Annotated in this window: 37 protein-coding genes; all 37 read left to right on the forward strand. The window is 47.3% G+C overall.

Annotated features, from left to right (window positions below):
• Positions 1-24 precede the first annotated feature (24 nt).
• The 37 genes from rpoC (at position 25) to rplQ (ending at position 24693) form a co-directional block, all read left to right on the forward strand.
• Positions 25-3639 carry a DNA-directed RNA polymerase subunit beta' gene (gene rpoC / locus ACYUJT_RS23970; protein WP_460327176.1) on the forward strand — a complete coding sequence of 1205 codons (3615 nt, stop codon included), beginning with the start codon at positions 25-27 and terminating at the stop codon, positions 3637-3639.
• Between the two features lie 180 nt (positions 3640-3819).
• Positions 3820-4071, forward strand: a complete 252-nt coding sequence (locus tag ACYUJT_RS23975) for a ribosomal L7Ae/L30e/S12e/Gadd45 family protein (protein WP_460327178.1) — start codon at positions 3820-3822, stop codon at positions 4069-4071.
• 144 nt (positions 4072-4215) lie between these two features.
• Complete coding sequence (gene rpsL, locus ACYUJT_RS23980) at positions 4216-4635, forward strand: 30S ribosomal protein S12 (protein ID WP_019635764.1); 420 nt, start codon at positions 4216-4218, stop codon at positions 4633-4635.
• 51 nt (positions 4636-4686) lie between these two features.
• A complete protein-coding gene (rpsG, locus tag ACYUJT_RS23985; protein ID WP_460327181.1) occupies positions 4687-5157 on the forward strand; it encodes a 30S ribosomal protein S7 in 471 nt (156 codons plus the stop codon).
• 50 nt (positions 5158-5207) lie between these two features.
• A complete protein-coding gene (gene fusA, locus ACYUJT_RS23990) occupies positions 5208-7286 on the forward strand; it encodes an elongation factor G (RefSeq protein WP_460327183.1) in 2079 nt (692 codons plus the stop codon).
• Between the two features lie 93 nt (positions 7287-7379).
• Entirely contained in the window at positions 7380-8573 is a 1194-nt protein-coding gene (gene tuf / locus ACYUJT_RS23995; protein ID WP_460327185.1) for an elongation factor Tu, read from the forward strand.
• A 683-nt stretch (positions 8574-9256) separates the two neighbouring features.
• Complete coding sequence (gene rpsJ, locus ACYUJT_RS24000) at positions 9257-9565, forward strand: 30S ribosomal protein S10 (RefSeq protein ID WP_006037947.1); 309 nt, start codon at positions 9257-9259, stop codon at positions 9563-9565.
• Between the two features lie 42 nt (positions 9566-9607).
• Complete coding sequence (gene rplC / locus ACYUJT_RS24005) at positions 9608-10231, forward strand: 50S ribosomal protein L3 (RefSeq protein ID WP_460327188.1); 624 nt, start codon at positions 9608-9610, stop codon at positions 10229-10231.
• 27 nt (positions 10232-10258) lie between these two features.
• Positions 10259-10882 (forward strand): 50S ribosomal protein L4, encoded by a 624-nt coding sequence (gene rplD, locus ACYUJT_RS24010; RefSeq protein ID WP_019635769.1) that lies wholly within the window; start codon positions 10259-10261, stop codon positions 10880-10882.
• Positions 10882-11172, forward strand: a complete 291-nt coding sequence (rplW, locus tag ACYUJT_RS24015; protein WP_460327191.1) for a 50S ribosomal protein L23 — start codon at positions 10882-10884, stop codon at positions 11170-11172. Before rplD ends, rplW begins: the two co-directional genes overlap by 1 nt.
• Before the next feature lie 29 nt (positions 11173-11201).
• Positions 11202-12032 (forward strand): 50S ribosomal protein L2, encoded by an 831-nt coding sequence (rplB, locus tag ACYUJT_RS24020; protein WP_460327193.1) that lies wholly within the window; start codon positions 11202-11204, stop codon positions 12030-12032.
• A gap of 122 nt (positions 12033-12154) precedes the next feature.
• Positions 12155-12433, forward strand: coding sequence for a 30S ribosomal protein S19 (gene rpsS, locus ACYUJT_RS24025; RefSeq protein WP_019635772.1), 279 nt, complete (start codon positions 12155-12157; stop codon positions 12431-12433).
• A 36-nt stretch (positions 12434-12469) separates the two neighbouring features.
• Positions 12470-12802, forward strand: a complete 333-nt coding sequence (gene rplV / locus ACYUJT_RS24030) for a 50S ribosomal protein L22 (RefSeq protein WP_055105077.1) — start codon at positions 12470-12472, stop codon at positions 12800-12802.
• A gap of 13 nt (positions 12803-12815) precedes the next feature.
• Positions 12816-13484, forward strand: a complete 669-nt coding sequence (gene rpsC / locus ACYUJT_RS24035) for a 30S ribosomal protein S3 (RefSeq protein WP_460327197.1) — start codon at positions 12816-12818, stop codon at positions 13482-13484.
• 2 nt (positions 13485-13486) lie between these two features.
• Positions 13487-13921 (forward strand): 50S ribosomal protein L16, encoded by a 435-nt coding sequence (gene rplP, locus ACYUJT_RS24040; RefSeq protein ID WP_019635775.1) that lies wholly within the window; start codon positions 13487-13489, stop codon positions 13919-13921.
• Entirely contained in the window at positions 13911-14111 is a 201-nt protein-coding gene (rpmC, locus tag ACYUJT_RS24045; RefSeq protein ID WP_019635776.1) for a 50S ribosomal protein L29, read from the forward strand. The genes rplP and rpmC overlap by 11 nt, the downstream gene beginning before the upstream one ends.
• Positions 14112-14161: 50 nt before the next feature.
• A complete protein-coding gene (gene rpsQ, locus ACYUJT_RS24050; protein WP_460327199.1) occupies positions 14162-14425 on the forward strand; it encodes a 30S ribosomal protein S17 in 264 nt (87 codons plus the stop codon).
• A 36-nt stretch (positions 14426-14461) separates the two neighbouring features.
• Positions 14462-14830 carry a 50S ribosomal protein L14 gene (gene rplN, locus ACYUJT_RS24055; RefSeq protein WP_460327201.1) on the forward strand — a complete coding sequence of 123 codons (369 nt, stop codon included), beginning with the start codon at positions 14462-14464 and terminating at the stop codon, positions 14828-14830.
• A gap of 46 nt (positions 14831-14876) precedes the next feature.
• Positions 14877-15230 (forward strand): 50S ribosomal protein L24, encoded by a 354-nt coding sequence (gene rplX / locus ACYUJT_RS24060; protein WP_055105082.1) that lies wholly within the window; start codon positions 14877-14879, stop codon positions 15228-15230.
• A 33-nt stretch (positions 15231-15263) separates the two neighbouring features.
• A complete protein-coding gene (rplE, locus tag ACYUJT_RS24065) occupies positions 15264-15806 on the forward strand; it encodes a 50S ribosomal protein L5 (protein ID WP_460327203.1) in 543 nt (180 codons plus the stop codon).
• A gap of 48 nt (positions 15807-15854) precedes the next feature.
• Complete coding sequence (locus ACYUJT_RS24070) at positions 15855-16040, forward strand: type Z 30S ribosomal protein S14 (RefSeq protein ID WP_013312154.1); 186 nt, start codon at positions 15855-15857, stop codon at positions 16038-16040.
• A 31-nt stretch (positions 16041-16071) separates the two neighbouring features.
• Positions 16072-16470, forward strand: coding sequence for a 30S ribosomal protein S8 (rpsH, locus tag ACYUJT_RS24075; RefSeq protein WP_155613348.1), 399 nt, complete (start codon positions 16072-16074; stop codon positions 16468-16470).
• 30 nt (positions 16471-16500) lie between these two features.
• Entirely contained in the window at positions 16501-17043 is a 543-nt protein-coding gene (gene rplF, locus ACYUJT_RS24080; protein ID WP_460327206.1) for a 50S ribosomal protein L6, read from the forward strand.
• Between the two features lie 83 nt (positions 17044-17126).
• Positions 17127-17495: a 50S ribosomal protein L18 gene (gene rplR / locus ACYUJT_RS24085; RefSeq protein ID WP_460327208.1), complete on the forward strand. Its 369-nt coding sequence runs from the start codon at positions 17127-17129 to the stop codon at positions 17493-17495.
• 27 nt (positions 17496-17522) lie between these two features.
• Positions 17523-18020 carry a 30S ribosomal protein S5 gene (gene rpsE, locus ACYUJT_RS24090; protein WP_055105086.1) on the forward strand — a complete coding sequence of 166 codons (498 nt, stop codon included), beginning with the start codon at positions 17523-17525 and terminating at the stop codon, positions 18018-18020.
• 12 nt (positions 18021-18032) lie between these two features.
• Positions 18033-18218, forward strand: coding sequence for a 50S ribosomal protein L30 (rpmD, locus tag ACYUJT_RS24095; protein ID WP_460327211.1), 186 nt, complete (start codon positions 18033-18035; stop codon positions 18216-18218).
• Positions 18219-18322: 104 nt separating this feature from the next.
• Positions 18323-18763: a 50S ribosomal protein L15 gene (gene rplO / locus ACYUJT_RS24100; protein ID WP_055105088.1), complete on the forward strand. Its 441-nt coding sequence runs from the start codon at positions 18323-18325 to the stop codon at positions 18761-18763.
• Positions 18763-20061, forward strand: a complete 1299-nt coding sequence (gene secY, locus ACYUJT_RS24105) for a preprotein translocase subunit SecY (protein WP_460327214.1) — start codon at positions 18763-18765, stop codon at positions 20059-20061. Before rplO ends, secY begins: the two co-directional genes overlap by 1 nt.
• A 99-nt stretch (positions 20062-20160) precedes the next feature.
• Positions 20161-20805, forward strand: coding sequence for an adenylate kinase (locus ACYUJT_RS24110; RefSeq protein WP_155613343.1), 645 nt, complete (start codon positions 20161-20163; stop codon positions 20803-20805).
• Positions 20806-20808: 3 nt separating this feature from the next.
• Positions 20809-21561, forward strand: a complete 753-nt coding sequence (map, locus tag ACYUJT_RS24115) for a type I methionyl aminopeptidase (RefSeq protein WP_283925944.1) — start codon at positions 20809-20811, stop codon at positions 21559-21561.
• A 3-nt stretch (positions 21562-21564) separates the two neighbouring features.
• Positions 21565-21879, forward strand: a complete 315-nt coding sequence (locus tag ACYUJT_RS24120) for a hypothetical protein (protein WP_460327218.1) — start codon at positions 21565-21567, stop codon at positions 21877-21879.
• Between the two features lie 2 nt (positions 21880-21881).
• Entirely contained in the window at positions 21882-22097 is a 216-nt protein-coding gene (infA, locus tag ACYUJT_RS24125) for a translation initiation factor IF-1 (protein ID WP_019635791.1), read from the forward strand.
• A gap of 201 nt (positions 22098-22298) precedes the next feature.
• Complete coding sequence (gene rpmJ, locus ACYUJT_RS24130; protein ID WP_003333770.1) at positions 22299-22412, forward strand: 50S ribosomal protein L36; 114 nt, start codon at positions 22299-22301, stop codon at positions 22410-22412.
• 21 nt (positions 22413-22433) lie between these two features.
• Entirely contained in the window at positions 22434-22802 is a 369-nt protein-coding gene (gene rpsM, locus ACYUJT_RS24135; protein ID WP_019635792.1) for a 30S ribosomal protein S13, read from the forward strand.
• 19 nt (positions 22803-22821) lie between these two features.
• Positions 22822-23217, forward strand: a complete 396-nt coding sequence (gene rpsK, locus ACYUJT_RS24140; RefSeq protein WP_019635793.1) for a 30S ribosomal protein S11 — start codon at positions 22822-22824, stop codon at positions 23215-23217.
• 129 nt (positions 23218-23346) lie between these two features.
• Entirely contained in the window at positions 23347-24291 is a 945-nt protein-coding gene (locus ACYUJT_RS24145; RefSeq protein WP_055105094.1) for a DNA-directed RNA polymerase subunit alpha, read from the forward strand.
• Positions 24292-24327: 36 nt separating this feature from the next.
• Positions 24328-24693 carry a 50S ribosomal protein L17 gene (gene rplQ, locus ACYUJT_RS24150; RefSeq protein ID WP_019635795.1) on the forward strand — a complete coding sequence of 122 codons (366 nt, stop codon included), beginning with the start codon at positions 24328-24330 and terminating at the stop codon, positions 24691-24693.
• Positions 24694-24873 lie beyond the last annotated feature (180 nt).

A 24873-nucleotide genomic window follows, 5' to 3' on the forward strand; every position in this document is an offset into this window, starting at 1 on the left:
GACTTGGTTAAGGAGGGATGCTCCTTGTTGGACGTCAACAACTTCGAGTTTATGAAAATTGGGCTTGCTTCCCCAGATAAAATTCGTTCTTGGTCCCGCGGAGAAGTGAAGAAACCGGAAACGATCAACTACCGTACACTGAAGCCGGAAAAGGAAGGGCTGTTTTGTGAGAAAATCTTTGGCCCAACCAAAGACTGGGAATGTCATTGCGGTAAGTATAAGCGTGTCCGTTATAAAGGCGTAGTCTGTGATCGCTGCGGCGTTGAAGTGACAAGAGCCAAAGTTCGCCGTGAGCGTATGGGGCACATTGAGCTGGCTGCCCCGGTATCCCATATTTGGTATTTCAAAGGGATTCCGAGCCGTATGGGCCTTGCGCTCGATATGTCGCCACGTTCGTTGGAAGAGATCATTTATTTTGCATCTTATGTAGTTACTGATCCAGGTGAAACTCCGCTGGAGAAAAAGCAGCTTCTGTCCGAAAAAGAATACCGCAGCTACCGTGAGAAATACGGCTACGGATTCCAAGCGGGCATGGGAGCTGAAGCAGTTAAAAAACTGCTCCAGGATATCGATATCGATAAAGAGCTGGAGTTTTTGAAAGAAGAGCTTCGTACGGCTCAAGGCCAACGCCGTAATCGTGCGATCAAACGTCTGGAAGTGATCGAAGCTTTCCGTAACTCTGGCAATGAACCGGAATGGATGATTCTCGATGTGCTTCCTGTTATTCCACCAGAGCTTCGTCCAATGGTACAGCTCGACGGGGGCCGTTTTGCAACGTCTGACCTGAATGACTTGTACCGTCGTGTAATTAACCGTAACAACCGTCTAAAACGTCTGCTTGATCTCGGTGCACCTGATATTATCGTGCAAAATGAGAAGCGGATGCTGCAGGAAGCGGTTGATGCTTTGATCGACAACGGCCGTCGCGGCCGTCCGGTGACAGGCCCGGGTAACCGTCCGCTGAAATCCCTCAGCCATATGCTGAAAGGGAAGCAAGGACGCTTCCGTCAGAACCTGCTCGGTAAACGGGTTGACTACTCCGGTCGTTCCGTTATCGTCGTAGGTCCTTACTTGAAGATGTACCAATGCGGTCTGCCGAAGGAAATGGCGCTTGAACTGTTTAAGCCGTTCGTGATGAAGGAACTGGTCAACAAAGGCCTGGCTCACAACATCAAGAGCGCGAAACGCAAAGTCGAGCGTGTCAGTCCTGAAGTATGGGACGTACTCGAAGAAGTGATTAGGGAACATCCTGTTCTGCTTAACCGTGCGCCAACGCTTCACCGCTTGGGAATCCAGGCGTTCGAGCCGATTCTTGTTGAAGGTCGCGCAATTCGTCTTCACCCACTGGTATGTACCGCATATAATGCGGACTTTGACGGTGACCAAATGGCGGTTCACGTACCACTCAGCGCGGAAGCTCAAGCTGAAGCACGGATTCTGATGCTTGCCTCCGGCAACATTCTGAATCCAAAAGACGGTAAGCCGGTTGTTACACCTTCACAGGATATGGTTCTTGGCTCTTTCTATCTAACGATGGATAATAAGGAAGCTCAAGGCTCAGGTATGATTCTTGGTTCGGTAAATGAAGCGGTATCCGCTTATCAACGTGGAACAGTATCTCTGCATGCGCGTGTAGCAATCCCGGCCAAGGCACTTGGCAAAACAGGATTTACAGACGCTCAGCAGGATGCACTCCTCGTTACGACGGTCGGCCGGATTATTTTCAACGAAATATTCCCATCCAGCTTCCCGTACATTAACGAACCGACACGGAGCAACTTGTTCCATGGAACACCAGATCATTTCTTTATCTATGACAAAGGCGCCAATGTATTAGAGCGTATTATGGAAACGCCGCAAACCGGGGGAATCGGTAAAGAATACCTCGGGGAAATTATTGGACGCTGCTTTGAAATTTACCATACGACGGAAACGTCGGTTATTCTCGATAAAATTAAACAAACCGGCTTTACGTATTCAACTCGTGCGGGTGTTAGTATTGCAGTCTCTGACGTTATCGTTCCAGACGAGAAGCAAGAAATCCTGCGTGAGTCGGATGAGAAGGTTCGTGTAGTAACGAATCAGTACCGCCGTGGTTTGATTACAAATGAAGAGCGCTATGACCGCGTTATCGATATCTGGTCCAAGTCGAAGGATCAAATTACCGATGTGCTCATGAAATCGATGGATCGCTTTAACTCCATTATGCTCATGGTTGATTCCAAAGCGCGGGGTAACAAATCCCAGATTACACAGCTTGGTGGTATGCGGGGTCTGATGGCTAACCCATCCGGACGCATTATCGAGCTTCCGATCAAATCGAACTTCCGTGAAGGCCTGACTGTCCTCGAGTACTTCTTGTCGACACACGGTGCGCGGAAAGGTCTGGCAGATACCGCACTTCGTACCGCTGACTCCGGTTACTTGACTCGTCGTCTCGTTGACGTTGCGCAAGACGTTATCGTTCGCGAGGAAGATTGCGGTACGGATAAAGGCTTTACCGTCAGCGTGATTCAGGATGGTAAAGAGGTTATTGAGGATCTGTATGACCGTATCGAAGGACGTTATTCCTTCGAGACGATCAAACATCCACAAACGGGTGAGATTATCGTTAACCGCAATGAACTGATCGATTCCGACAAGGCGCATGAAGTCGTTAACGCTGGCGTTGCTAAGCTGCAAATTCGCTCCGTTCTCAGCTGCCGTGCTCGGCATGGTGTTTGTAAGAAATGCTACGGGCGCAACCTGGCAACAGGCAAGCACGTGGAGATCGGTGAAGCGGTTGGTATCATCGCTGCGCAATCCATCGGTGAACCGGGAACTCAGCTCACGATGCGTACGTTCCACACCGGGGGTGTTGCAGGTGACGACATTACCCAAGGTTTGCCGCGTATTCAGGAACTTTTCGAGGCGCGTAACCCGAAAGGGCAAGCCACGATCAGTGAAATCGACGGCGTAATCAAAGAAATCCGTGAAGCCAAAGACCGTCGCGAAATCGAGGTCCAAGGCGAAGCGGAAACGAAGGTCTATTCCGTAACCTACGGATCCCGCCTGCGCGTAAGCGAAGGACAGGAAATCGAAGCGGGCGACGAGCTGACAGACGGTTCCATCGACCCGAAAGAAATTCTGCGTATCAAAGGGATCCGCGGCGTTCAGAACTATATTCTTCAGGAAGTTCAGCGCGTATACCGTAACCAAGGTGTTGAGATCAACGATAAGCACATTGAGGTTATGATTAAGCAAATGCTGCGCAAGATCCGTATTGTTGATGCAGGGGATACGCCTCTACTGCCGGGAGCCTTCGTCGATCTCTATGAATATGAGATGGCGAACAAGGAAGCGATTCTATCCGGCCAGGAGCCGGCGGTTGCTAAACCTGTTCTCCTTGGGATTACGAAAGCATCGCTTGAGACGGATTCCTTCCTGTCGGCCGCTTCCTTCCAGGAAACGACTCGGGTACTTACCGATGCCGCTATCAAGGGTAAAGTAGATAAACTGCTTGGCCTGAAGGAGAACGTCATTATCGGTAAGCTCATCCCGGCTGGTACGGGCATGAACCGCTACCGCAGCGTACAGTTCGAAGAGCCGGAAAATGCCGAAGCTGAAGAAAGCCAGGAGCAGCCGGTAACGGTTGAATAAATAACCTGTAAAGCGGTGCAGCCGAAAGAGGATACATGTACTCGGCTGCACCGCTACTTTGTTCAAGATTCGAGGCGGGTATTTTTATGTAAATAAATTGCTTGACACCGCCTATAGCAAAATGCTAATATATCAAAGTGCGTGAGTACGGTGAATCCCTGTAAATTGGAGGACTACATGATGTCTAACGATAGAGGGCTACAGGACGCTCATGTCAAAATCGGTACGAAACAAACGATGCGGGCAGTTGAGCTCGGTCGTGCCGAAGAAGTATATGTGGCTGAAGATGCAGATCCGCATCTTACATCGAAGATTATCGCTCTGTGTAGCCAACATGGTGTCAAATTGACTTATGTGGATACGATGCACAATCTCGGAATTGCTTGCGGGATTGAGGTAGGGGCAGCGATGGCTGCGATTGTAAAGAGATAGCTTGAGAAAATCGTTTTTGCTGATTTAGGGCAATCCTCTCGGCAAAAACTTTTCCTTTGTTCTTTTATGAACCGCCTGGGTCTGTGGGCTTAAGAAAAGGTTTGTAAAGAAACATCTATTACTGAGGAAGGGGGTGGCAACAACATGCCAACAATCAACCAATTGGTACGTAAAGGTCGTCAAGACAAGGTTTACAAATCCAAATCACCAGCATTGCATAGAGGGTTCAACGCTCTCAAACGCGAAGCTACAGAATTGAAATCTCCTCAAAAACGCGGTGTGTGCACTCGGGTAGGGACAATGACTCCTAAGAAACCGAACTCCGCACTTCGTAAATACGCGCGTGTTCGCTTGACGAACCGTGTTGAGGTGACTGCTTATATCCCTGGTATCGGACACAACCTGCAAGAGCACAGTGTCGTGCTGATTCGCGGTGGCCGGGTCAAAGACCTTCCGGGGGTACGTTATCATATCGTTCGCGGAGCGCTGGATACGGCTGGAGTGAACAACCGTATGCAAGCTCGTTCCAAATACGGCGCGAAACGTCCAAAAGCAAAAAAATAATTAGCTAGAGTCATAGCTTACGTTTGAACTAATACTGAAAGGGGGATAACTATGCCACGCAAAGGTCCAGTTGCCAAAAGAGACGTATTGCCGGATCCGGTGTATAACAGCAAGCTTGTTACTCGCTTGATCAACCGCATTATGCTTGATGGTAAACGCGGTGTTGCTCAAAGCATCCTATATAACGCTTTTAACCTTATTCAAGAGCGTACGGGGAATGACCCGATGGAAGTATTTGAAGCAGCAATCAAGAACATCATGCCGGTATTGGAAGTTAAAGCTCGTCGTGTGGGCGGATCCAACTACCAAGTACCTATCGAAGTAAAACCAGAGAGACGTACTGCTCTGGGGCTACGTTGGCTCGTAAACTACTCCCGCAACCGCGGAGAGAAGACAATGGAAGAGCGTTTGGCTGCCGAGATTATCGACGCATCCAACAACACGGGTGCTTCCGTTAAGAAACGCGAAGACACTCACAAAATGGCCGAAGCGAACAAAGCGTTCGCACACTACCGCTGGTAGGATTCGGTTGATTCACAACATAAACTTATAATTCGAAGGGAGAAAATTTCATGGCAAGAGAGTTCTCCTTGAAGAATACACGTAACATCGGGATCATGGCGCATATTGACGCTGGTAAGACAACGACCACGGAGCGTATTTTGTTCTACACAGGCCGTACGCATAAAATCGGCGAAACCCACGAGGGTTCCGCTACGATGGACTGGATGGAGCAAGAGCAGGAGCGCGGAATTACGATTACTTCCGCTGCTACTACCGCTTCTTGGAAAAATCACCGCGTCAATATCATTGATACCCCGGGACACGTCGACTTCACGGTTGAAGTTGAACGTTCCCTTCGTGTATTGGACGGGGCAGTAGGTGTATTTAGTGCCAAGGAAGGCGTAGAGCCTCAGTCGGAAACCGTATGGAGACAGGCTGACAAATATAGCGTTCCTCGTATTGCTTATGTCAACAAAATGGATATTATCGGTGCAGATTTCCTCAACGTTGTAAAGGATATGCGCGAGCGTCTGCAAGCGAACGCAGTTGCAATTCAACTACCAATCGGTGCAGAGGACAATTTTGTCGGTATCATCGACATTGTTGCTGAGAGAGCGCACATGTACAAAGACAACATGGGCCAAAACATCGAAGAGACCGATATTCCTGAGGAGTACAAAGCTCAAGTAGAGGAACTTCGTGCTGAGCTGATTGAGAAGGTTGCAGAACTGGACGAAGAATTGACAATGAAATACCTCGAAGGCGAGGAAATCACTGTCGATGAAATTAAAGCAGCACTTCGCAAGGGTGTTGTTGAAGTTAAAATCTTCCCAGTTATTTGCGGATCTTCCTACCGTAACAAAGGGGTTCAGCTGATGCTGGATGCCGTTGTAGATTACCTGCCTGCTCCGATTGATATCCCGAGCATTAAAGGTCATCTTGAAGACGGTTCGGAAGTAGAGCGTCATTCTTCTGATGAAGAGCCGTTCGCGGCATTGGCGTTCAAAATCATGACTGACCCTTACGTTGGTAAACTGACGTTCTTCCGCGTATACTCCGGTATTCTTCAATCCGGTTCTTACGTGCTGAATGCAACGAAAGGCAAACGTGAGCGGATCGGCCGTATCCTGCAAATGCACGCAAACAGCCGTCAAGAGATCACTGAAGTTTACGCTGGTGATATCGCTTCTGCGGTTGGTTTGAAAGATACAGGCACAGGTGATACACTGTGTGATGAGAAGAATCCGGTTATCCTGGAGTCCATGAACTTCCCTGATCCGGTTATCGAAATCGCAGTTGAACCTAAAACTAAAGCTGACCAAGACAAGATGGGCGTTGCCCTCGGCAAATTGACCGAGGAAGATCCTACGCTTCGTGCTCATACAGACGAAGAAACTGGTCAAACGATCCTTGCTGGTATGGGTGAGCTTCACCTCGATATCATCATCGAGCGTATGCGCCGCGAATTCAAGGTTGAGACCAACGTGGGTAAACCACAGGTTGCATACCGTGAGACATTCAAAGTTCCTGCGCGCGTTGAAGGTAAGTTCGTACGTCAGTCCGGTGGTCGTGGACAATACGGTCACGTTTGGGTTGAATTCGAACCGTTGGAAGCTGGTTCTGGTAACCAGTTCGACAGCAAAATCGTCGGTGGTTCGGTACCACGGGAGTATATTGCTCCTGCACAACAAGGTATCGAAGAAGCTATGAAGAACGGTGTTCTTGCAGGCTTCCCGCTTGTAGACGTTAAGGCTACAATCGTCGACGGTTCTTACCACGATGTTGACTCCAGTGAGATGGCGTTTAAGATCGCTGGTTCTATGGCTTTGAAAGCAGCTAAAGACAAATGTCAAGCTGTTCTTCTTGAGCCAATCATGAAAGTTGAAGTTACGGTTCCGGAAGAGTACATGGGTGACGTTATGGGTATGCTGAACTCCCGTCGCGGACGTATCGAAGGTATGGATTCCCGCGGTAGTGCGCAAATCATTCGTGCCAAAGTACCTCTTTCCGAAATGTTCGGATATTCAACAACACTTCGTTCCGGTACGCAAGGACGCGGTGTGTTCTCGATGGAGCTTTCTCACTACGAAGAAGTTCCTAAGAACATCTCCGAAGAAATCGTATCGAAGCATAGAGGCGAAGAATAATTTTTGTATCTGCTGATTCGGAGGGGCTCCTTCAACGAAGCCTCTTCGATCAGTCCAACATAACAATCCATATTTAAGGAGGAACTGTTTAAAATGGCAAAGGCAAAATACGAACGTACAAAACCGCACGTTAATATCGGTACAATCGGTCACGTTGACCATGGTAAAACTACTTTGACTGCAGCAATCACTACCGTTTTGACAAAAACTTACGGTGGAGGTAGCGCGATCGCTTACGATCAAATCGACAAAGCTCCAGAAGAGCGCGAACGCGGTATCACAATTTCCACTTCCCACGTTGAGTATGAGTCGGCTAACCGCCACTACGCTCACGTTGACTGCCCAGGTCACGCCGACTATGTTAAAAACATGATCACTGGCGCGGCTCAAATGGACGGCGCAATCCTGGTTGTATCCGCAGCTGACGGCCCAATGCCGCAAACTCGCGAGCACATCCTGTTGTCCCGTAACGTAGGCGTTCCTTACATCGTTGTATTCTTGAACAAATGCGACATGGTTGAAGACGAAGAGCTTCTGGAACTGGTTGAAATGGAAGTTCGCGACCTGTTGAACGAATATGAGTTCCCAGGCGATGACACTCCAATCGTTCGTGGATCCGCTCGTGAAGCACTTCAAAACCCAGATGGCGACTACGCTAAGAAAATCATCGAAATGTTCGAAATCATCGACGAGTACATTCCGCTTCCAGAGCGTCCGGTTGACAAACCGTTCTTGATGCCAGTTGAGGACGTATTCTCCATCACTGGTCGTGGTACGGTTGCTACAGGCCGCGTTGAGCGTGGTACTGTTAAAGTCGGCGACGAGATTGAAATCGTTGGTATTGCTGAAGAAACTAAGAAATCCGTTGTTACGGGCGTTGAAATGTTCCGTAAATTGCTTGATTCCGCTGAAGCGGGCGACAACATCGGTGCATTGCTCCGTGGTGTAGACCGTACACAAATCGAGCGCGGTCAAGTTCTTGCTAAGCCAGCTTCCGTTAATCCGCATACTGAGTTTACTGCTCAAGTATACGTATTGACTAAAGAAGAGGGCGGACGTCACAAACCTTTCTTCACAGGTTACCGTCCACAATTCTATTTCCGTACAACTGACGTTACAGGTATCATCAACCTGCCAGAAGGTACTGAAATGGTTATGCCTGGCGACAACATCGAAGTTACTGTATCCCTGATCGCTCCTATCGCGATTGAAGAAGGAACTCGCTTCTCCATCCGTGAAGGTGGCCGTACAGTTGGATCCGGTGCGGTTGTTACTATCCAAAAATAATAAGGTTTCTTAAACCTTATTACCAGAGCTGCCCTGAGGGTCATCAGATCCTTAGGGTAGCTTTTTGCGTTGTCTGCGTTAGTGATACCTATAGTTGGCTCTGGGATGTTAATAGCGTAATGCTAGAGCGCCAATAAAGCATAAGTCTAACGGACCTTCATTCCGTTATTTTGATAAAATAGCCTATTTGTAAGTGCTAACGGACACTGGAGACCTTATTAGGCGAAAAAGCATCTAACTCGGGTCTTTTTTCAGCGAATAGCGTCCTCTGTGTCCGTAAGTATATTGAATAGGTGCGAATTAGCGAAAATAGGGTCTTTCCAGTCCGTTAGAATGCAGTTAGTCAGCGGATTGGCCGTCAATCGCGTTTTTTCGTGCCTATCTTTATACTTTGATCTAATCCATTTCTTCATTATCGTTTTATGTCCCTTAGTTGTCATTTTACGGCTATAGAGAAATGATTTCCTTCTATATATACGTGCCCGAGAAATGCCGATGAAAATGTCTAATATTTTGCTTGCATTACATCTATCTTTTCTATATAATAATGAATGTTGTTCTGTGACTGTGCGATGATGTGAGAGGTTACTGACACACCCGGCCCCTTTGCCATGGGAGGGCGGTCAGAAAATTTTCACGGAGTATGTCCGATAATAAATTGGGCGATAGAAGGAGGGACTAAAATGGCAAAGCAAAAAATTCGTATTCGTTTGAAAGCTTATGATCACAGAATTCTTGATCAATCCGCAGAGAAAATCGTTGAAACGGCAAAACGTTCAGGTGCTGGCGTATCCGGACCGATTCCGCTTCCGACTGAGAAACAAATCATTACTGTTCTCCGTGCGGTACACAAGTACAAGGATTCCCGGGAGCAATTCGAAATGCGTACACACAAACGTCTGATCGACATTGTGAACCCGACTCCACAAACTGTGGATGCCTTGATGCGCTTGGACCTGCCGTCCGGTGTAGATATCGAAATCAAATTGTAATATCAATCGTAAGTTGATTAGGAAAGGAAAAGAGGTGTCAACATGAAAGGTATCTTAGGGAAAAAACTCGGAATGACTCAAGTGTTTACCCCAGAAGGAATTGTTATTCCTGTAACGGTAATCGAAGCTGAGTCCAACATCGTTCTTCAGAAGAAAGATGTAGAAAACGATGGCTATGAAGCGATTCAAATCGGTTATACCGATAAGAAAGAAAGCAGAGCCAACAAACCTGAAGTAGGTCATGCTAAGAAGGCGAACACAGCACCTAAGCGCTACGTTCGTGAAATTCGCGGTATTGATTTGGCAACATATGAAGTTGGCCAAGAGGTCAAAGTTGATGTTTTTGCTGAAGGCGAATTTGTTGACGTAACAGGTATTTCTAAAGGTAAAGGATTCCAAGGTAACATCAAACGCTGGGGTCAAAGCCGCGGACCTATGTCTCACGGTTCCCGTTACCATCGTAGACCTGGTTCCATGGGTTCCATCCAAGCGAACCGCGTTCCTAAAGGCAAACGCCTTCCAGGACACATGGGTAGCGAAACGATTACGATCCAGAACCTTGAAGTTATCCGTGTGGATGCAGAACGTAACGTATTGCTCGTTAAAGGATCCATTCCAGGACCTAAAAATAGCCTAGTGAAAATCAAACAAGCGATTAAGAAGTAATCGCCTTAAGGAAAGGAGGAACAAGCAATGCCTAAAGTAGCACTATATAATGTCAGTGGTAGCCAAGTAGGCGAAGTTGAACTGAATGACGCGGTATTCGGTATTGAGCCGAACGTTCACGTTCTTCACGACGCAGTTGTTATGCAGCGCGCTTCCCTGCGTTTGGGTACTCATAAAGTAAAAGGACGCTCCGAAGTTCGCGGCGGCGGCCGTAAACCATGGAAACAAAAAGGCACAGGTCGTGCTCGTCAAGGTTCGATCCGCTCCCCGCAATGGGTTGGCGGCGGAATCGTGTTCGGTCCGACTCCACGCAGCTATGCGTTTAAATTGCCTAAGAAAGTTCGTCGTTTGGCGATTAAATCGGCTCTTTCTTCGAAAGTGATCGATCAAGACATTATCGTATTGGATGCGCTCAGCCTGAACGCTCCTAAGACGAAAGAGTTCGCAGCGATCCTGAACAACCTGAAAGTAGACCGCAAAGCATTGATCGTAGCGCCTAGCTATGATGACAATGTAGCGTTGTCCGCACGCAACATCCCAGGTGTTAAATTCGTTGCAGCTGACGGCATTAATGTTCTTGACGTGCTGACGCACGACAAACTGATCATTACGAAAGAAGCAGTTCAGAAGGTAGAGGAGGTGCTCGCGTAATGAAAGATCCTCGTGATATAATTAAACGTCCGGTGATTACGGAACGTACGGCTGACTATATGGCTGAGAACAAATATGTTTTCGAAGTTGACATTCGTGCGAACAAAACCGAAATCAAAAAAGCTGTAGAAGCGATCTTCAATGTAAAAGTGAGCAATGTGAATACACTGCGTGTTCCTGCCAAGCCTAAACGTTACGGACGCCACTTCGGGTATACTCCTGAATGGAAAAAAGCATTCGTTACGCTGACGGCTGACAGCAAGCCGCTTGAGTTTTTTGAATCGGTATAATAGAACGTTAGAGCAAGGAGGGAAAAACAGTGCCAATTAAAAAGTATAAACCGACATCTCCAGCAAGACGGAACATGTCTGTATCCACTTTTGAAGAAATTACTACGGATCGTCCGGAGAAATCGTTGCTTGCTCCACTGAGCAAAACGGCTGGACGTAACAACCACGGTAAAATTACGGTTCGCCACCATGGTGGAGGACACAAACGTAGCTACCGGATCATCGACTTCAAACGTAACAAAGATGGAATTCCAGGTCGCGTTGCTACGATCGAGTACGACCCTAACCGTACTTCCAACATCGCCCTGATCCACTATGTGGACGGTGAGAAACGCTACATTCTGGCTCCTAAAGGCCTGAAAGTTGGCGATATGATCGAGTCTGGACCGAATTCCGACATCAAAATCGGTAATGCTCTTCCTTTGGAGAACATTCCAGTAGGTACAGTTATCCACAACATTGAACTTCAACCAGGCAAAGGCGGACAACTCGTTCGTGCAGCTGGTACAGAAGGACAATTGCTCGGTAAAGAAGATAAATACGTATCTGTTCGCTTGTCTTCTGGCGAAGTTCGTAAAATCCTCAAAGTTTGCCGTGCAACGATCGGATCTGTAGGTAACCAAGACCATGAATTGATCAAGGTTGGTAAAGCCGGCCGCAGCCGTTGGCTCGGAAATCGTCCTTCCGTTCGCGGTGTGGTAATGAACCCTAACGATCACCCACACGGTGGTGGTGAAGGTCGTGCGCCAATCGGACGTAAGTCTCCGCTATCTCCATGGGGCAAACCGACGCTTGGTTACAAAACGCGTAAAAAAGGCAAAGCTTCTGATAAATATATCGTTCGCGGCCGTACGAAGTAATCCGCTGCTAGCGGATCACTTCCTGGTTGCGGCAACGGGAGATATCAACAGCTGGCATAAGCCGGCTTAGCCCGAAATAAGGCGAAGTCATTTTTTTAAAGTGGCGAAGGGAGGAAAAATACATGAGTCGCAGTCTGAAAAAGGGACCATTCATCGATGGTTACCTGTTGAAGAAAGTGGAAGAAGCGAGCGCATCGAACAAGAAGGTAGTTATCAAAACTTGGTCCCGTCGCTCTACGATTTTCCCGCAATTCATTGGACATACATTCGGTGTATATGATGGCCGCAAACATGTTCCGGTATATGTTACTGAGGATATGGTCGGACACAAACTCGGCGAATTTGCTCCAACCCGTACCTATAAAGGTCATACGGACGACGATAAGAAAACGAGACGTTAAGGTATAAGTTCTTCGTTTGAGAGGAGGTAACACACAATGGAAGCTAAAGCACATGCAAGGTCCATCCGTATTGCTCCGCGGAAAGCTAAATTGGTTATCGATTTGATCCGTGGCAAGCAAGTTGGCGATGCTATCGCGATTCTTCGTCACACGCCTAAGGCTGCTTCCCCAATCGTGGAGAAGCTTTTGAATTCGGCGATTGCGAATGCTGAGCATAACTATTCTCTGGATGTAAATAAATTGGTTATTACGGAAGCGTACGTAAACCAAGGTCCTACAATGAAACGTTTCCGCCCGCGGGCAATGGGACGTGCAAGTCGGATCAACAAACGCACCAGCCACATTACTTTGGTGGTATCCGAAAAATAAGGAGGGAAAACGCGTGGGCCAAAAAGTAAATCCGGTCGGACTACGAGTAGGGATTATCCGTGACTGGGAATCCAAATGGTACGCAGGCAAAGATTTCGGTGATCTTTTGCTTGAAGACGTAAAAATTCGTGAGCACCTGAAAAATAAACTGAAAGACTCCGCGGTATCTCGTATCGAAATCGAGAGAGCGGCTAATCGTGTGAATGTAACGATCCATACTGCTAAGCCGGGCATGGTTATCGGTAAAGGCGGTTCGGAAGTTGAAAACCTGCGTAATCAAATTACGAAAATTGCAGGCGGCAAAAAAGTTCACATCAACATCTCTGAAATCAAAAACCCTGATCTTGACGCGATTCTTGTCGCTGAGAGCATCGCACAACAACTGGAGCGTCGCGTATCTTTCCGTCGTGCGCTTAAACAAGCGATTCAAAGAACTATGCGCTCAGGTGCTAAAGGGATCAAAACAGCAGTCAGCGGTCGTCTTGGCGGTGCTGAGATTGCTCGTTCGGAAGGCTACAGCGAAGGAACTGTTCCACTTCATACGCTTCGCGCTGATATCGACTACGGTACGGCTGAAGCTCATACGACCTATGGACGTATTGGCGTAAAAGTATGGATTTATCGTGGAGAGGTTCTTCCTACGGCTAAGAAACAACAAGCTGCCCAGGAAGGAGGCAATTAATCATGTTGGTACCTAAACGTGTAAAACACCGCAAGCAGCAGCGCGGTAGTTTGAGAGGCCAAGCTAAAGGCGGAACTGAGCTGAACTTCGGCGAATACGGCCTGCAAGCTCTTGAGCCTACATGGATTACGAACCGCCAAATCGAGGCTGCGCGTATCGCGATGACTCGTTACATCAAACGGGGCGGTAAAGTATGGATCAAAATTTTCCCTGACAAGCCAATTACTCAAAAGCCTCTTGAAGTGCGGATGGGTAGCGGTAAAGGTAACGTCGAGAAATGGGTTGCAGTTGTGAAACCGGGCAAAATCATGTTTGAGCTTGCCGGTGTATCCGAGGAAATTGCTCGTGAAGCTATGCGGCTTGCCGCTCACAAACTGCCAATCAAAACGAAGTTTGTGAAACGTGAAGAATTGGGTGGTGAAGCAAATGAAAGCTAATGAACTTCGCAACTTAACCACTGCTGAAATCGAACAAAAGATCGCGGGTTTTAAGGAAGAGCTTTTCAACCTCCGTTTTCAATTGGCCACCGGCCAGCTTGATAACCCGACTCGGATCCGTGACGTGCGGAAAGATATAGCTCGTGCTAAAACCATTTTACATGAAAGAGAACTTGGTATTACTAGCTAATATTGCGCTCCAAGTAAGCGAAGCGCCTAAGTCCAGGAAGGAGGCTAACCATGAGCGAACGCAATGCCCGTAAAGTGCAGGTTGGTAAAGTTGTCAGCGACAAAATGGATAAAACTATTGTTGTAGCTGTTGAGACTTACAAGAAACATGATTTGTACCATAAACGCATTAAATATACGAAGAAATTCAAAGCGCATGATGAGAATAATTCTGCGAAAATTGGTGACGTAGTTAAAATCATCGAGACTCGTCCGCTGTCCAAAGACAAGCGTTGGAGACTTGTTGAGATTGTCGAAGAAGCTGTAATTATCTAATAGCGCGAAAGCTTGAGACGAAAGGAGGAAACAACCATGATCCAACCATTCTCACGTTTGCATGTAGCAGACAACTCCGGTGCGAAGGAATTGATGTGTATCCGCGTCCTTGGCGGTACGGGTCGTCGTTCGGCGCAAATTGGTGATTTGATCGTTTGTTCCGTAAAACAAGCAACACCAGGCGGCGTTGTCAAAAAGGGAGACGTAGTTAAAGCGGTTATCGTTCGTACGAAACGTGCTGTTCGCCGTAAAGACGGTTCCTATATTGCTTTTGACGAAAATGCAGCGGTTGTTGTTAAAGAAGACAAGAGCCCACGCGGAACACGTATTTTCGGACCTGTTGCTCGTGAACTTCGCGATAGAGATTTCATGAAAATCATTTCCTTGGCTCCGGAAGTTATTTAGTACGTATGTGAAACATGAAGTTTCGACGAAACAGGAGGTGTAAAGAATGCCTAGACTGAAGAAAGTTCTAGAATCCCATAACAATAAACTGCACGTCAAAAAAGACGACACGGTTATCGTGATTACGGGTAAAGACAAAGGCAAAAAAGGCCGCGTCATCGCTGCGTATCCTCGTGAAAACCGCGTGCTTGTGGAAGGCGTGAACATGGTTAAGAAACACCAAAAACCAAATCAGCTGAACCCACAAGGCGGAATTATTGAGAAGGAAGCTCCGATTCACGTTTCGAACGTTATGCACGTTGATCCTAAGAGCGGAAGCGTAACCCGTATCGGTTACAAAGTATTGGACAACGGCAAAAAAGTTCGTGTTGCTAAAAAATCGGGTGAAGTAATCGACTAATCCAGTAACGCAAAGAAAGGAGGTCCATGATTCATGGCAACAAGATTGAAAGAACGTTTTTTGAATGAAGTAACGCCTGCTTTGGTTCAAAAATTCAACTATACAACGGTAATGCAAGTACCTAAAGTTGAGAAGGTAGTTATCAACATGGGTGTTGGCGAAGCCGTAGCAAACTCGAAAGTGCTTGATTCTGCGGTTAACGATTTGCAGCTGATCTCTGGTCAAAAGCCAGTAATCACGCGTGCTAAGAAATCCATCGCTGGATTTAAGCTTCGTGAGAACATGCCAATCGGCGTGAAGGTAACTCTTCGCGGCGAGCGTATGTACCATTTCCTCGACAAATTGTTCAACGTAACGCTTCCGCGTGTACGTGACTTCCACGGCGTATCGAACAAAGCGTTTGACGGACGCGGTAACTACACACTTGGTTTGAAAGAGCAATTGATTTTCCCTGAGATCGAATACGATCAAGTCGACAAAGTTCGCGGTATGGACATTGTTATTGTAACGACGGCTAAAACGGATGAAGAGTCCCGTGAATTGCTCACTGGACTGGGCATGCCTTTCGTAAAATAAGTAGGTCGTAACGAATTCTCCGAAACTATTTAGGAGGTGTCAGGCTAAGTGGCAAAAACTTCGATGAAAGTTAAACAACAACGCACACCGAAATTCAAAGTACGGGCATATACCCGCTGTGAGCGTTGCGGTCGTCCACATTCGGTACTGCAAAAGTTTAAAATATGCAGAATTTGTTTCCGTGAATTAGCTTATAAAGGCCAGATTCCTGGCGTGAAAAAAGCAAGCTGGTAAACAATCAACAACGGGAAGGAGGTTTACACGTATGACTATGTCAGATCCAATTGCAGATATGCTTACTCGTATTCGTAACGCGAACACAGTTCGCCACGAAACGGTGGAACTGCCTGCCTCAACGATCAAAAAGCAAATCGCCGAGATTCTGAAGCGTGAAGGCTTCATCCGCGATGCAGAATATATTGATGACAACAAACAAGGGATGATCCGTCTTTTCCTGAAATACGGCCCTAACAACGAACGCGTTATTACTGGCTTGAAAAGAATCAGTAAACCAGGTCTTCGCGTTTACACTAAGAGCACTGAGGTTCCTCGTGTTCTGGGCGGACTGGGAATCGCGATTATTTCCACTTCCAAAGGTGTTATGACCGACAAAGAAGCACGTCAGTCTAAAGCCGGCGGCGAAGTTGTCTGCTACGTTTGGTAATTAACGTCACAAAACAAGGAGGTGCAGCAAATGTCTCGAATTGGTCGCAAACCAATTACAGTACCAAGTGGTGTGGATATCACACTTGATAATAACGTGATTACAGTAAAAGGACCGAAAGGTTCTTTGACTCGTGAACTTCACAAGGACATGAAAGTTACTGTTGAGAACAATGAGATCACAGTAGAACGTCCTTCTGATCATAAAACGCATCGTTCCCTGCACGGTACAACACGCAGTGTAGTGAGCAACATGGTGAGTGGAGTAACTGAAGGTTTCACTAGAAATCTTGAGCTGGTTGGGGTCGGATACCGCGCAAGCAAATCCGGAGAGAAGCTCGTACTCAACGTAGGGTACTCTCATCCAGTAGAAATCACTCCAGAACCAGGCATTACATTTGAAGTGCCTGCTAACACGAAGATCATCGTAAGCGGAATTAACAAAGAGCGTGTCGGTGAATACGCTGCTAAAATTCGTTCCGTGCGCGAGCCTGAGCCGTACAAAGGTAAAGGGATCAAGTACGAAGGTGAACGTATTATCCGTAAAGAAGGTAAAGCCGGTAAGAAGAAATAACTTTCTTCTTAGCGGACCAATCCTTCTGGCGAGTTGAACGATTTGTGTTGTTTAGGTAAACCGAAGGGAGTGAAATGGAAGTCATGATTACAAAAGCTGACAAGAACAAAGCTCGTCTGAAAAGACATTTGCGCGTACGGAGAAAAATCCAAGGAACGGCTATTCGTCCTAGATTGAACGTATTCCGTTCTTCCAAACATATCTATGCACAGCTGATCGATGATGTGGCTGGGGTAACTCTGGCATCGGCATCGACGCTTGACAAAGAATTGAGCGGAAGCATCACCACCGGCGGCAACGTTGAGTCTGCTAGCAAGGTTGGCGAACTGATCGCAAAACGTGCTCAAGATAAAGGCTTCAAGAACGTTGTGTTTGACCGTGGAGGATACTTGTATCATGGACGTATTCAGGCTCTGGCTGACGCAGCTCGCGAAGCAGGCCTTGAATTCTAAAATAATCACTAAAAGGAGGTTAACGACTTGCGTGTAGATCCGAATACTTTAGAACTGACTGAAAGAGTTGTAAACATTAACCGCGTAGCTAAAGTAGTAAAAGGCGGACGCCGTTTTAGCTTCAGTGCGCTAGTAGTTGTCGGGGACGGCAAAGGCTGGGTTGGCGCTGGGATCGGTAAGGCAGGCGAGGTTCCTGATGCGATTCGCAAAGGAATCGAAGATGCTAAGAAAAACCTTGTATTCGTTCCGCTTGTAGGAACGACAGTCCCTCACCAAGTAATCGGTCACTTCGGTGCAGGCCGCGTGCTTCTTAAACCGGCTTCCGAAGGTACCGGGGTAATCGCAGGCGGACCAGTTCGTGCGGTACTCGAACTTGCTGGCGTAGGCGACATTCTAACAAAATCTTTAGGTTCTTCGAATTCCATCAACATGGTTAACGCGACTTTGGAGGGCTTGTCCCGTCTAAAACGCGCTGAAGATGTTGCGAAATTACGCGGTAAAACCGTCGAAGAACTTCTCGGTTAAGGAGGGAATCTCATGGCAAAGCTGAAAATTACCCTCGTACGTAGTTTGATCGGCACATCGGAGAAACAACGCACGACTGTTAATACACTGGGACTGCGTAAAGTAAACAAATCCGTGGTTCAACAAGACAATCCTGCCATTCGTGGCATGATCAATCATGTAAGCCACCTGGTATCCGTTGAAGAAATCCAAGGATAACTCCCTGAAAAGTATTAGCGGATTAAGCTAACGAATGATATTGGTGGCCCTAGGGTTTACCATTACTCGCAAGTGAAACAATAAATAAGGAGGTGCAACGAACGATGAAGTTACATGAGCTTTCCCCAGCTCCTGGTTCCCGCAAAGAACGCAAACGCGTAGGACGCGGTACAGGAAGCGGTATGGGTAAAACATCAACACGTGGTCACAAAGGTCAAAATGCTCGTTCCGGCGGCGGCGTCCGTCCGGGCTTCGAAGGCGGTCAAAACCCGTTGTATCGTCGCTTGCCAAAACGCGGATTTACGAATCCAACGCGGAAAGAGTATGCGATTGTGAACACCCAGGAATTAAACAACTTTGCGGCGGATACAGAGGTTACTCCTGAGCTGTTGTTTGAACAAGGAATCGTGAAAGACGCAAAAAGCGGCATCAAGATTCTTGGCAACGGTGAACTGACTGTCAAATTGACGGTTAAAGCGAATAAGTTCTCTCAATCCGCGGTAGAGAAAATCGAGGCTGCCGGCGGTAAAACCGAGGTGATCTAATGTTTAAAACCATGAAGAACATTTGGCACGTTAAGGATCTGCGGACCCGTATATTGTTCACTCTCTTTATCTTTATTATCTACCGGATCGGTTCGTTTGTTCCGGTTCCGGGCGTTAATAAAGACGTGTTCAAGACGACTAACACTGCGGGAAGTGATTTGCTCGGGATGTTGAATATCTTCTCGGGCGGCGCGCTGCATAACTTCTCGATTTTTGCAATCGGGATTTTCCCTTATATCACCGCCTCCATTATCATACAGCTCCTGTCCATGGATGTTATTCCAAAGCTGGCAGAGTGGGCGAAGCAAGGTGAGCATGGCAAGAAGAAGTCGGCCCAAGTCACCCGTTATTTAACGGTGGTCTTGGCCCTCATTCAAGCCTTTGCGACATCGATCGGTTTCAACCGTCTGTATTATACAGAGATGGTGCCGAACGCAACGTTCGGGGATTATATGTTGATCGCGATTGTCTTGACCGCGGGTACGTCGTTCTTGATGTGGCTTGGTGAACAAATCACGGAGAAGGGAATCGGTAACGGTATTTCGCTGATTATCTTCGCAGGTATCGTCGCTTCGATGCCAACTCATATTCAAAACATCGCAATGTCCGATTTCATTGTTTCTGGGCAAACGTTCATGAACATCGTCAAATCGCTTGCGATTGTCATTGTGTTCGTGTTGATTATTATCGGTGTAATTTACATCCAGCAAGCCATTCGTAAAATTCCTGTACAATATGCTAAGCGTGTTGTCGGAAACAAAATGTATGGCGGGCAGAACACGCACATTCCGCTCAAAATTAACGCAGCGGGTGTTATTCCTGTTATCTTCGCTTCATCCTTGTTGCAGTTTCCGATAGTCATTGCAAGCTTTTGGTCAACACACACTTGGGCACAATGGGTCAGCAGCAATATGAACATTGACCGTCCACTTGGTATTGTGTTGTATGTAGTCATGATTATTGGTTTCACGTTCTTCTATACTTTCGTACAGATGAACCCGCAGCAAATGGCGGATAACATGAAGAAGAATGGCGGCTACATTCCGGGGATTCGTCCAGGGAAAACAACGGCTACTTATCTGACCCGGGTTCTGTCCCGATTGACGATGACTGGCGCCTTGTTCCTTGCCTTTATCTCCGTGCTCCCGGTTATTCTCGGTGCTTTGGCTGGACTGCCGCGTACCGTGCAAATCGGAGGTACTTCCATTCTGATCGTTATCGGTGTTGCGCTTGATACGATGAAGACGATCGAAGGGCAATTGATTAAACGTCACTACAAAGGCTTCATTAATAAATAGGAGATAGGTTCCAGGATTGAGCTTGGTTAACGAACTCTCCTGGCGCCTATTGTTCTGTTTTCTTAGCGAAGTGAACCAGTCTCGAAGGGAGTGCTTGACATGAACATTTTATTCATGGGACCTCCTGGAGCGGGAAAAGGAACACAAGCAGAGGCGATCGTTAACGAATTCGGCATTCCTCATATTTCGACAGGCGATGCATTTCGTCTGGCGATTAAGCAGGGAACACCTGTTGGGCTGAAAGCCAAGGAGTATATCGATCAAGGCCTGCTGGTACCTGATGATGTCACCGTAGGTATCGTTCGCGAAAGACTTCAGCAGTCCGATTGCGAAAATGGTTTCTTACTGGATGGATTTCCAAGAACCCTTTCGCAAGCGGAAGCGCTGGAGGAACTGCTTAGCGAACTGAACCGCAAGCTGACGCACGTCATCAACCTGAAAGTGGATCGTAACAAATTGCTGGCTCGTCTTACGGGGCGACGGATTTGCAAATCTTGCGGCTCTACTTATCATGTGATCTTTAACCCTCCTAAACAGGAAGGTGTTTGCGATAAGTGCGGCGGAGAATTGTACCAACGTTCTGACGATAATGAAGAGAGCGTAGGCACACGGCTGGACGAATACATCAACAAGACGGCGCCACTTCTTCAGTTCTATGAAGAAAAAGGGCTGCTGCGCGAAATTGATGGAGAACAGGAAATCGATACGGTAACGAAAGAAATCGTATCTTTACTGCGAGGTTAAGTAATGATCATTTGTAAATCCGAAACGGAACTTGGCTTTATGAGAGAAGCAGGGCGGATCGTCGCGGAGACGCACAGGCTCATGGCGCAATCGATTGAGCCCGGGATTACGACGGGGGAACTCGATCAAATTGCAGATAAGTACATTCGCAGTCAAGGCGCGGTGCCGTCTTTCAAAAATTACAACGGCTTTCCCTACAGCATTTGCGCTTCGGTTAACGAAGAATTGGTACATGGATTTCCCGGCAAACGCAAACTGAATGAAGGCGACATCATTAGTCTTGATATCGGTGCGGAGTATCGCGGCTTTCATGGAGACTCAGCATGGACTTATCCGGTTGGCAAGATTTCGGAGGAAGCGAAGAGACTTCTCGAAGTTACTGAAGGATCCCTCTTTGCCGGTCTTGAGCTCGTCAAACCAGATGTTCGCTTATACACGATATCGCATGCTATTCAGCGTTATATTGAGGATGCAGGCTTTTCGGTCGTTCGCGAATATGTCGGTCACGGCATCGGCGCGAATCTTCACGAGGAACCGCAGATTCCGAATTACGGCATTCCAGATCGGGGGCCACGTCTGAAACCAGGTATGGTTCTCGCTATCGAACCGATGGTCAACGTTGGCAAGCGGTATGTAAGAACGCTGGAAGATAATTGGACAGTCGTTACAGTTGACGGCTCGCTCTGCGCTCACTTTGAGCATACTGTAGCAGTTACTGCTGACGGTATGGAAATTCTCACAAAGCTGGACGAATAGGCGATGAAGGTGGAGTACCGCTCAGAAGCCGAGATCGGTCAAATGGTGAGAGTATTGAAAGGGAAAGACGCCGGGGCGGTTGCTGTTGTTGTAGCGATTGTGGATACCAAGTTCGTACTGATCGCGGATGGGAACAAACGGAAGTTTGATCAGCCCAAACGGAAGAATGTACAGCATCTCGAACTTTCGCCAATCATTAGCAGCGAGGTTGTTCATAGTTTGCAGGAAAGCGGTCGGGTGACCAATGCGAAGCTGCGGCATGCCGTGCACGCATTCGTCAAATCCGCCAATCCAAATGCTGAAGAGAAAGGAGACTGACTGTGGCTAAGGAAGATGTCATTGAAGTCGAAGGTGTAGTTGTTGAGCCGCTGCCGAATGCTACTTTCAAAGTAGAGCTTGAGAACGGTCATCAAATTCTCGCTCATGTTTCCGGTAAGCTGCGGATGCATTTCATCCGTATTCTGACGGGAGATAAAGTGGTCGTTCAACTATCACCCTACGATCTAACAAAAGGTCGTATTACTTACCGTAAATAGATACCATATCATTTATTGCGAATATGTGGTATGATATTCAGGTTGAGTTTGTCACTGCATGAAATTTATTTTTTTGCGGTGGTCTGTGAAACGAAGTTTTTCTCGAAGTCAGTGCTTCAAAGTTAGTTTTACTTGATGTAAAACTAGGCTAATCCTTACGAAGAAAGTTTTGCTTCGCAAAACTTTAGGGAGGTAATTAACATGAAGGTAAGACCTTCTGTAAAGCCTATTTGCGAAAAATGCAAAGTCATTCGACGCAAAGGCAATGTAATGGTAATCTGTGAGAATCCTAAGCACAAACAAAAACAAGGTTAATAGAAGGGGGTGTAGCGTAAAATGGCTCGTATAGCTGGTGTGGATTTGCCACGTGACAAACGCGTTGAGATCGCCTTGACTTACATTTTCGGAATCGGTAAAACGACTTCCCAGAAAATCCTGAATACTACAGGCATCAATCCGGACACTCGTGTTCGTGACTTGACGGAAGATGAGGTTAGCAAACTACGCGAAACGATCGACAAAGAGGTTAAGGTAGAAGGTGACCTGCGTCGTGAAATTTCCTTAAATATTAAACGTTTGATCGAAATTGGCTGCTACCGTGGTGTGCGTCATCGTCGTGGCCTGCCTGTTCGCGGACAACGTACGAAAACGAATGCCCGTACTCGTAAGGGTCCTCGTCGTACAGTAGCGAACAAGAAGAAATAAGAAGGGAGGATAACTGACAATGGCTAAACCAAAAAAAGTCGTACGTACTAAACGTCGTGACCGTAAAAATATCGAATCCGGTGTGGCACATATCCGTTCCACATTCAACAATACGATTGTAACGATTACGGATCCGCACGGTAATGCGATCTCTTGGGCAAGCTCCGGCGGCCAAGGGTTCAAAGGTTCCCGTAAATCTACTCCATTTGCTGCACAAATGGCTGCTGAAACAGCTGCTAAAGCTGCAATGGAACACGGAATGAAATCCGTTGAGGTTATGGTTAAGGGTCCTGGCGCCGGCCGTGAAGCCGCTATCCGTTCCCTGCAAGCGGCAGGCCTTGAAGTCAACATGATTAAAGACGTAACTCCAATCCCGCATAACGGTTGCCGTCCTCCAAAACGCCGTCGTGTTTAATGAAGTTGCATAAAGTGTGTATAACAACATTGCAACTTGGTAACAATGGTTGTTTAGGCATACTACGTGGTACACTTCAGAAGACATTGGTGTTTTTTAGGAACGACGTTTTGAAGGAGGGGTAATTTCGTGATAGAAATCGAAAAGCCGAAAATTGAGACCGTAGAAGTTAACGATGATGGCACCTATGGGAAATTTGTAGTAGAACCACTTGAGCGTGGGTATGGCACCACTCTGGGTAACTCGCTGCGTCGGATTTTGCTCTCTTCTCTACCGGGTGCAGCGGTAACCTCGGTCCAGATCGATGGCGTTCTGCATGAATTTTCGACCGTTCCAGGTGTAATGGAAGACGTTACGGAGATCATTCTGAATCTGAAAGCTCTCTCTCTCAAAATCCATTCGGACGAGGAGAAAATCCTTGAGATCGATGCGGAAGGCGAAGGAGTTATTACAGCAGGTGATATCCGTGCGGATAGCGATGTAGAGATTCTGAATCCGGATTTGCATATTGCTACGCTTGAGCCGGGTTCCAGACTTCACATGCGCATATTCGCAGGCCGGGGCCGCGGTTATGTTCAGGCAGATCGGAATAAACGAGATGATCAACCTATCGGTGTCATTCCTGTTGATTCGATCTATACCCCGATTGCACGTGTCAACTACGTCGTAGAGAATACACGGGTTGGCCAAGTGACCAACTACGACAAGCTCACGCTTGAAGTATGGACAGATGGCAGCATCAAACCTGAAGAAGCGGTAAGCCTCGGAGCCAAAATCTTGACCGAGCATCTTTACTTGTTCGTGGGTCTCACGGACGAAGCGAAGGACGCGGAAATCATGGTTGAGAAGGAAGAGGACAAGAAAGAGAAAGTGCTTGAGATGACTATCGAAGAGCTGGATCTTTCCGTTCGTTCCTACAACTGCCTCAAACGTGCCGGTATCAATACCGTGCAAGAGCTGACGACGAAAACCGAAGAAGATATGATGAAGGTTCGTAACCTCGGACGCAAATCTTTGGAGGAAGTCCAAGAGAAGCTTGAAGAGCTTGGACTCGGACTTCGTACGGAAGAATAGATTGCTTGAATCGTTTTAGCGAAGGAGGGAATACACATGGCATACCAAAAGTTGGGACGTAACTCTAGTGCACGTAAAGCTTTGTTCCGTGACCTGGTAACAGACCTGTTCTTGTATGAGCGCATCCAAACGACAGAAGCGAAAGCGAAAGAAGTTCGTTCTATCGCTGAGAAGCTGATTACAAAAGCAAAACGTGGAGATTTGCATGCCCGCCGTCAAGTTGCAGCGTTCGTTCGCCGCGAATCGATCGACGGAGAGCAAGATGCAATCCAAAAGCTGTTCACAGAAATTGCAACTCGTTACTCCGAGCGTCCAGGCGGATACACTCGTATCCTGAAACTGGGACCTCGTCGTGGTGACTCTGCCCCTATGGTTTATCTTGAATTGGTAGACCGGGCTTAATATTCTTCGTGAATTGTCTCTATTTTCCCACAGGGAAATATAGCTTATTCATAAAGAGAGCGACAGCGGAAGGAGCCGGACTTTCGGTTCAGCGGCTTTCAGCCCCGACGAGCCAAGGGAGGCTTGAGCGGGGCTTTGCTCTTTGTTAGAGGACAGTTTTGCGTGCCTCCCAGACACGTA

Source organism: Paenibacillus sp. YSY-4.3 (genome assembly GCF_054767475.1).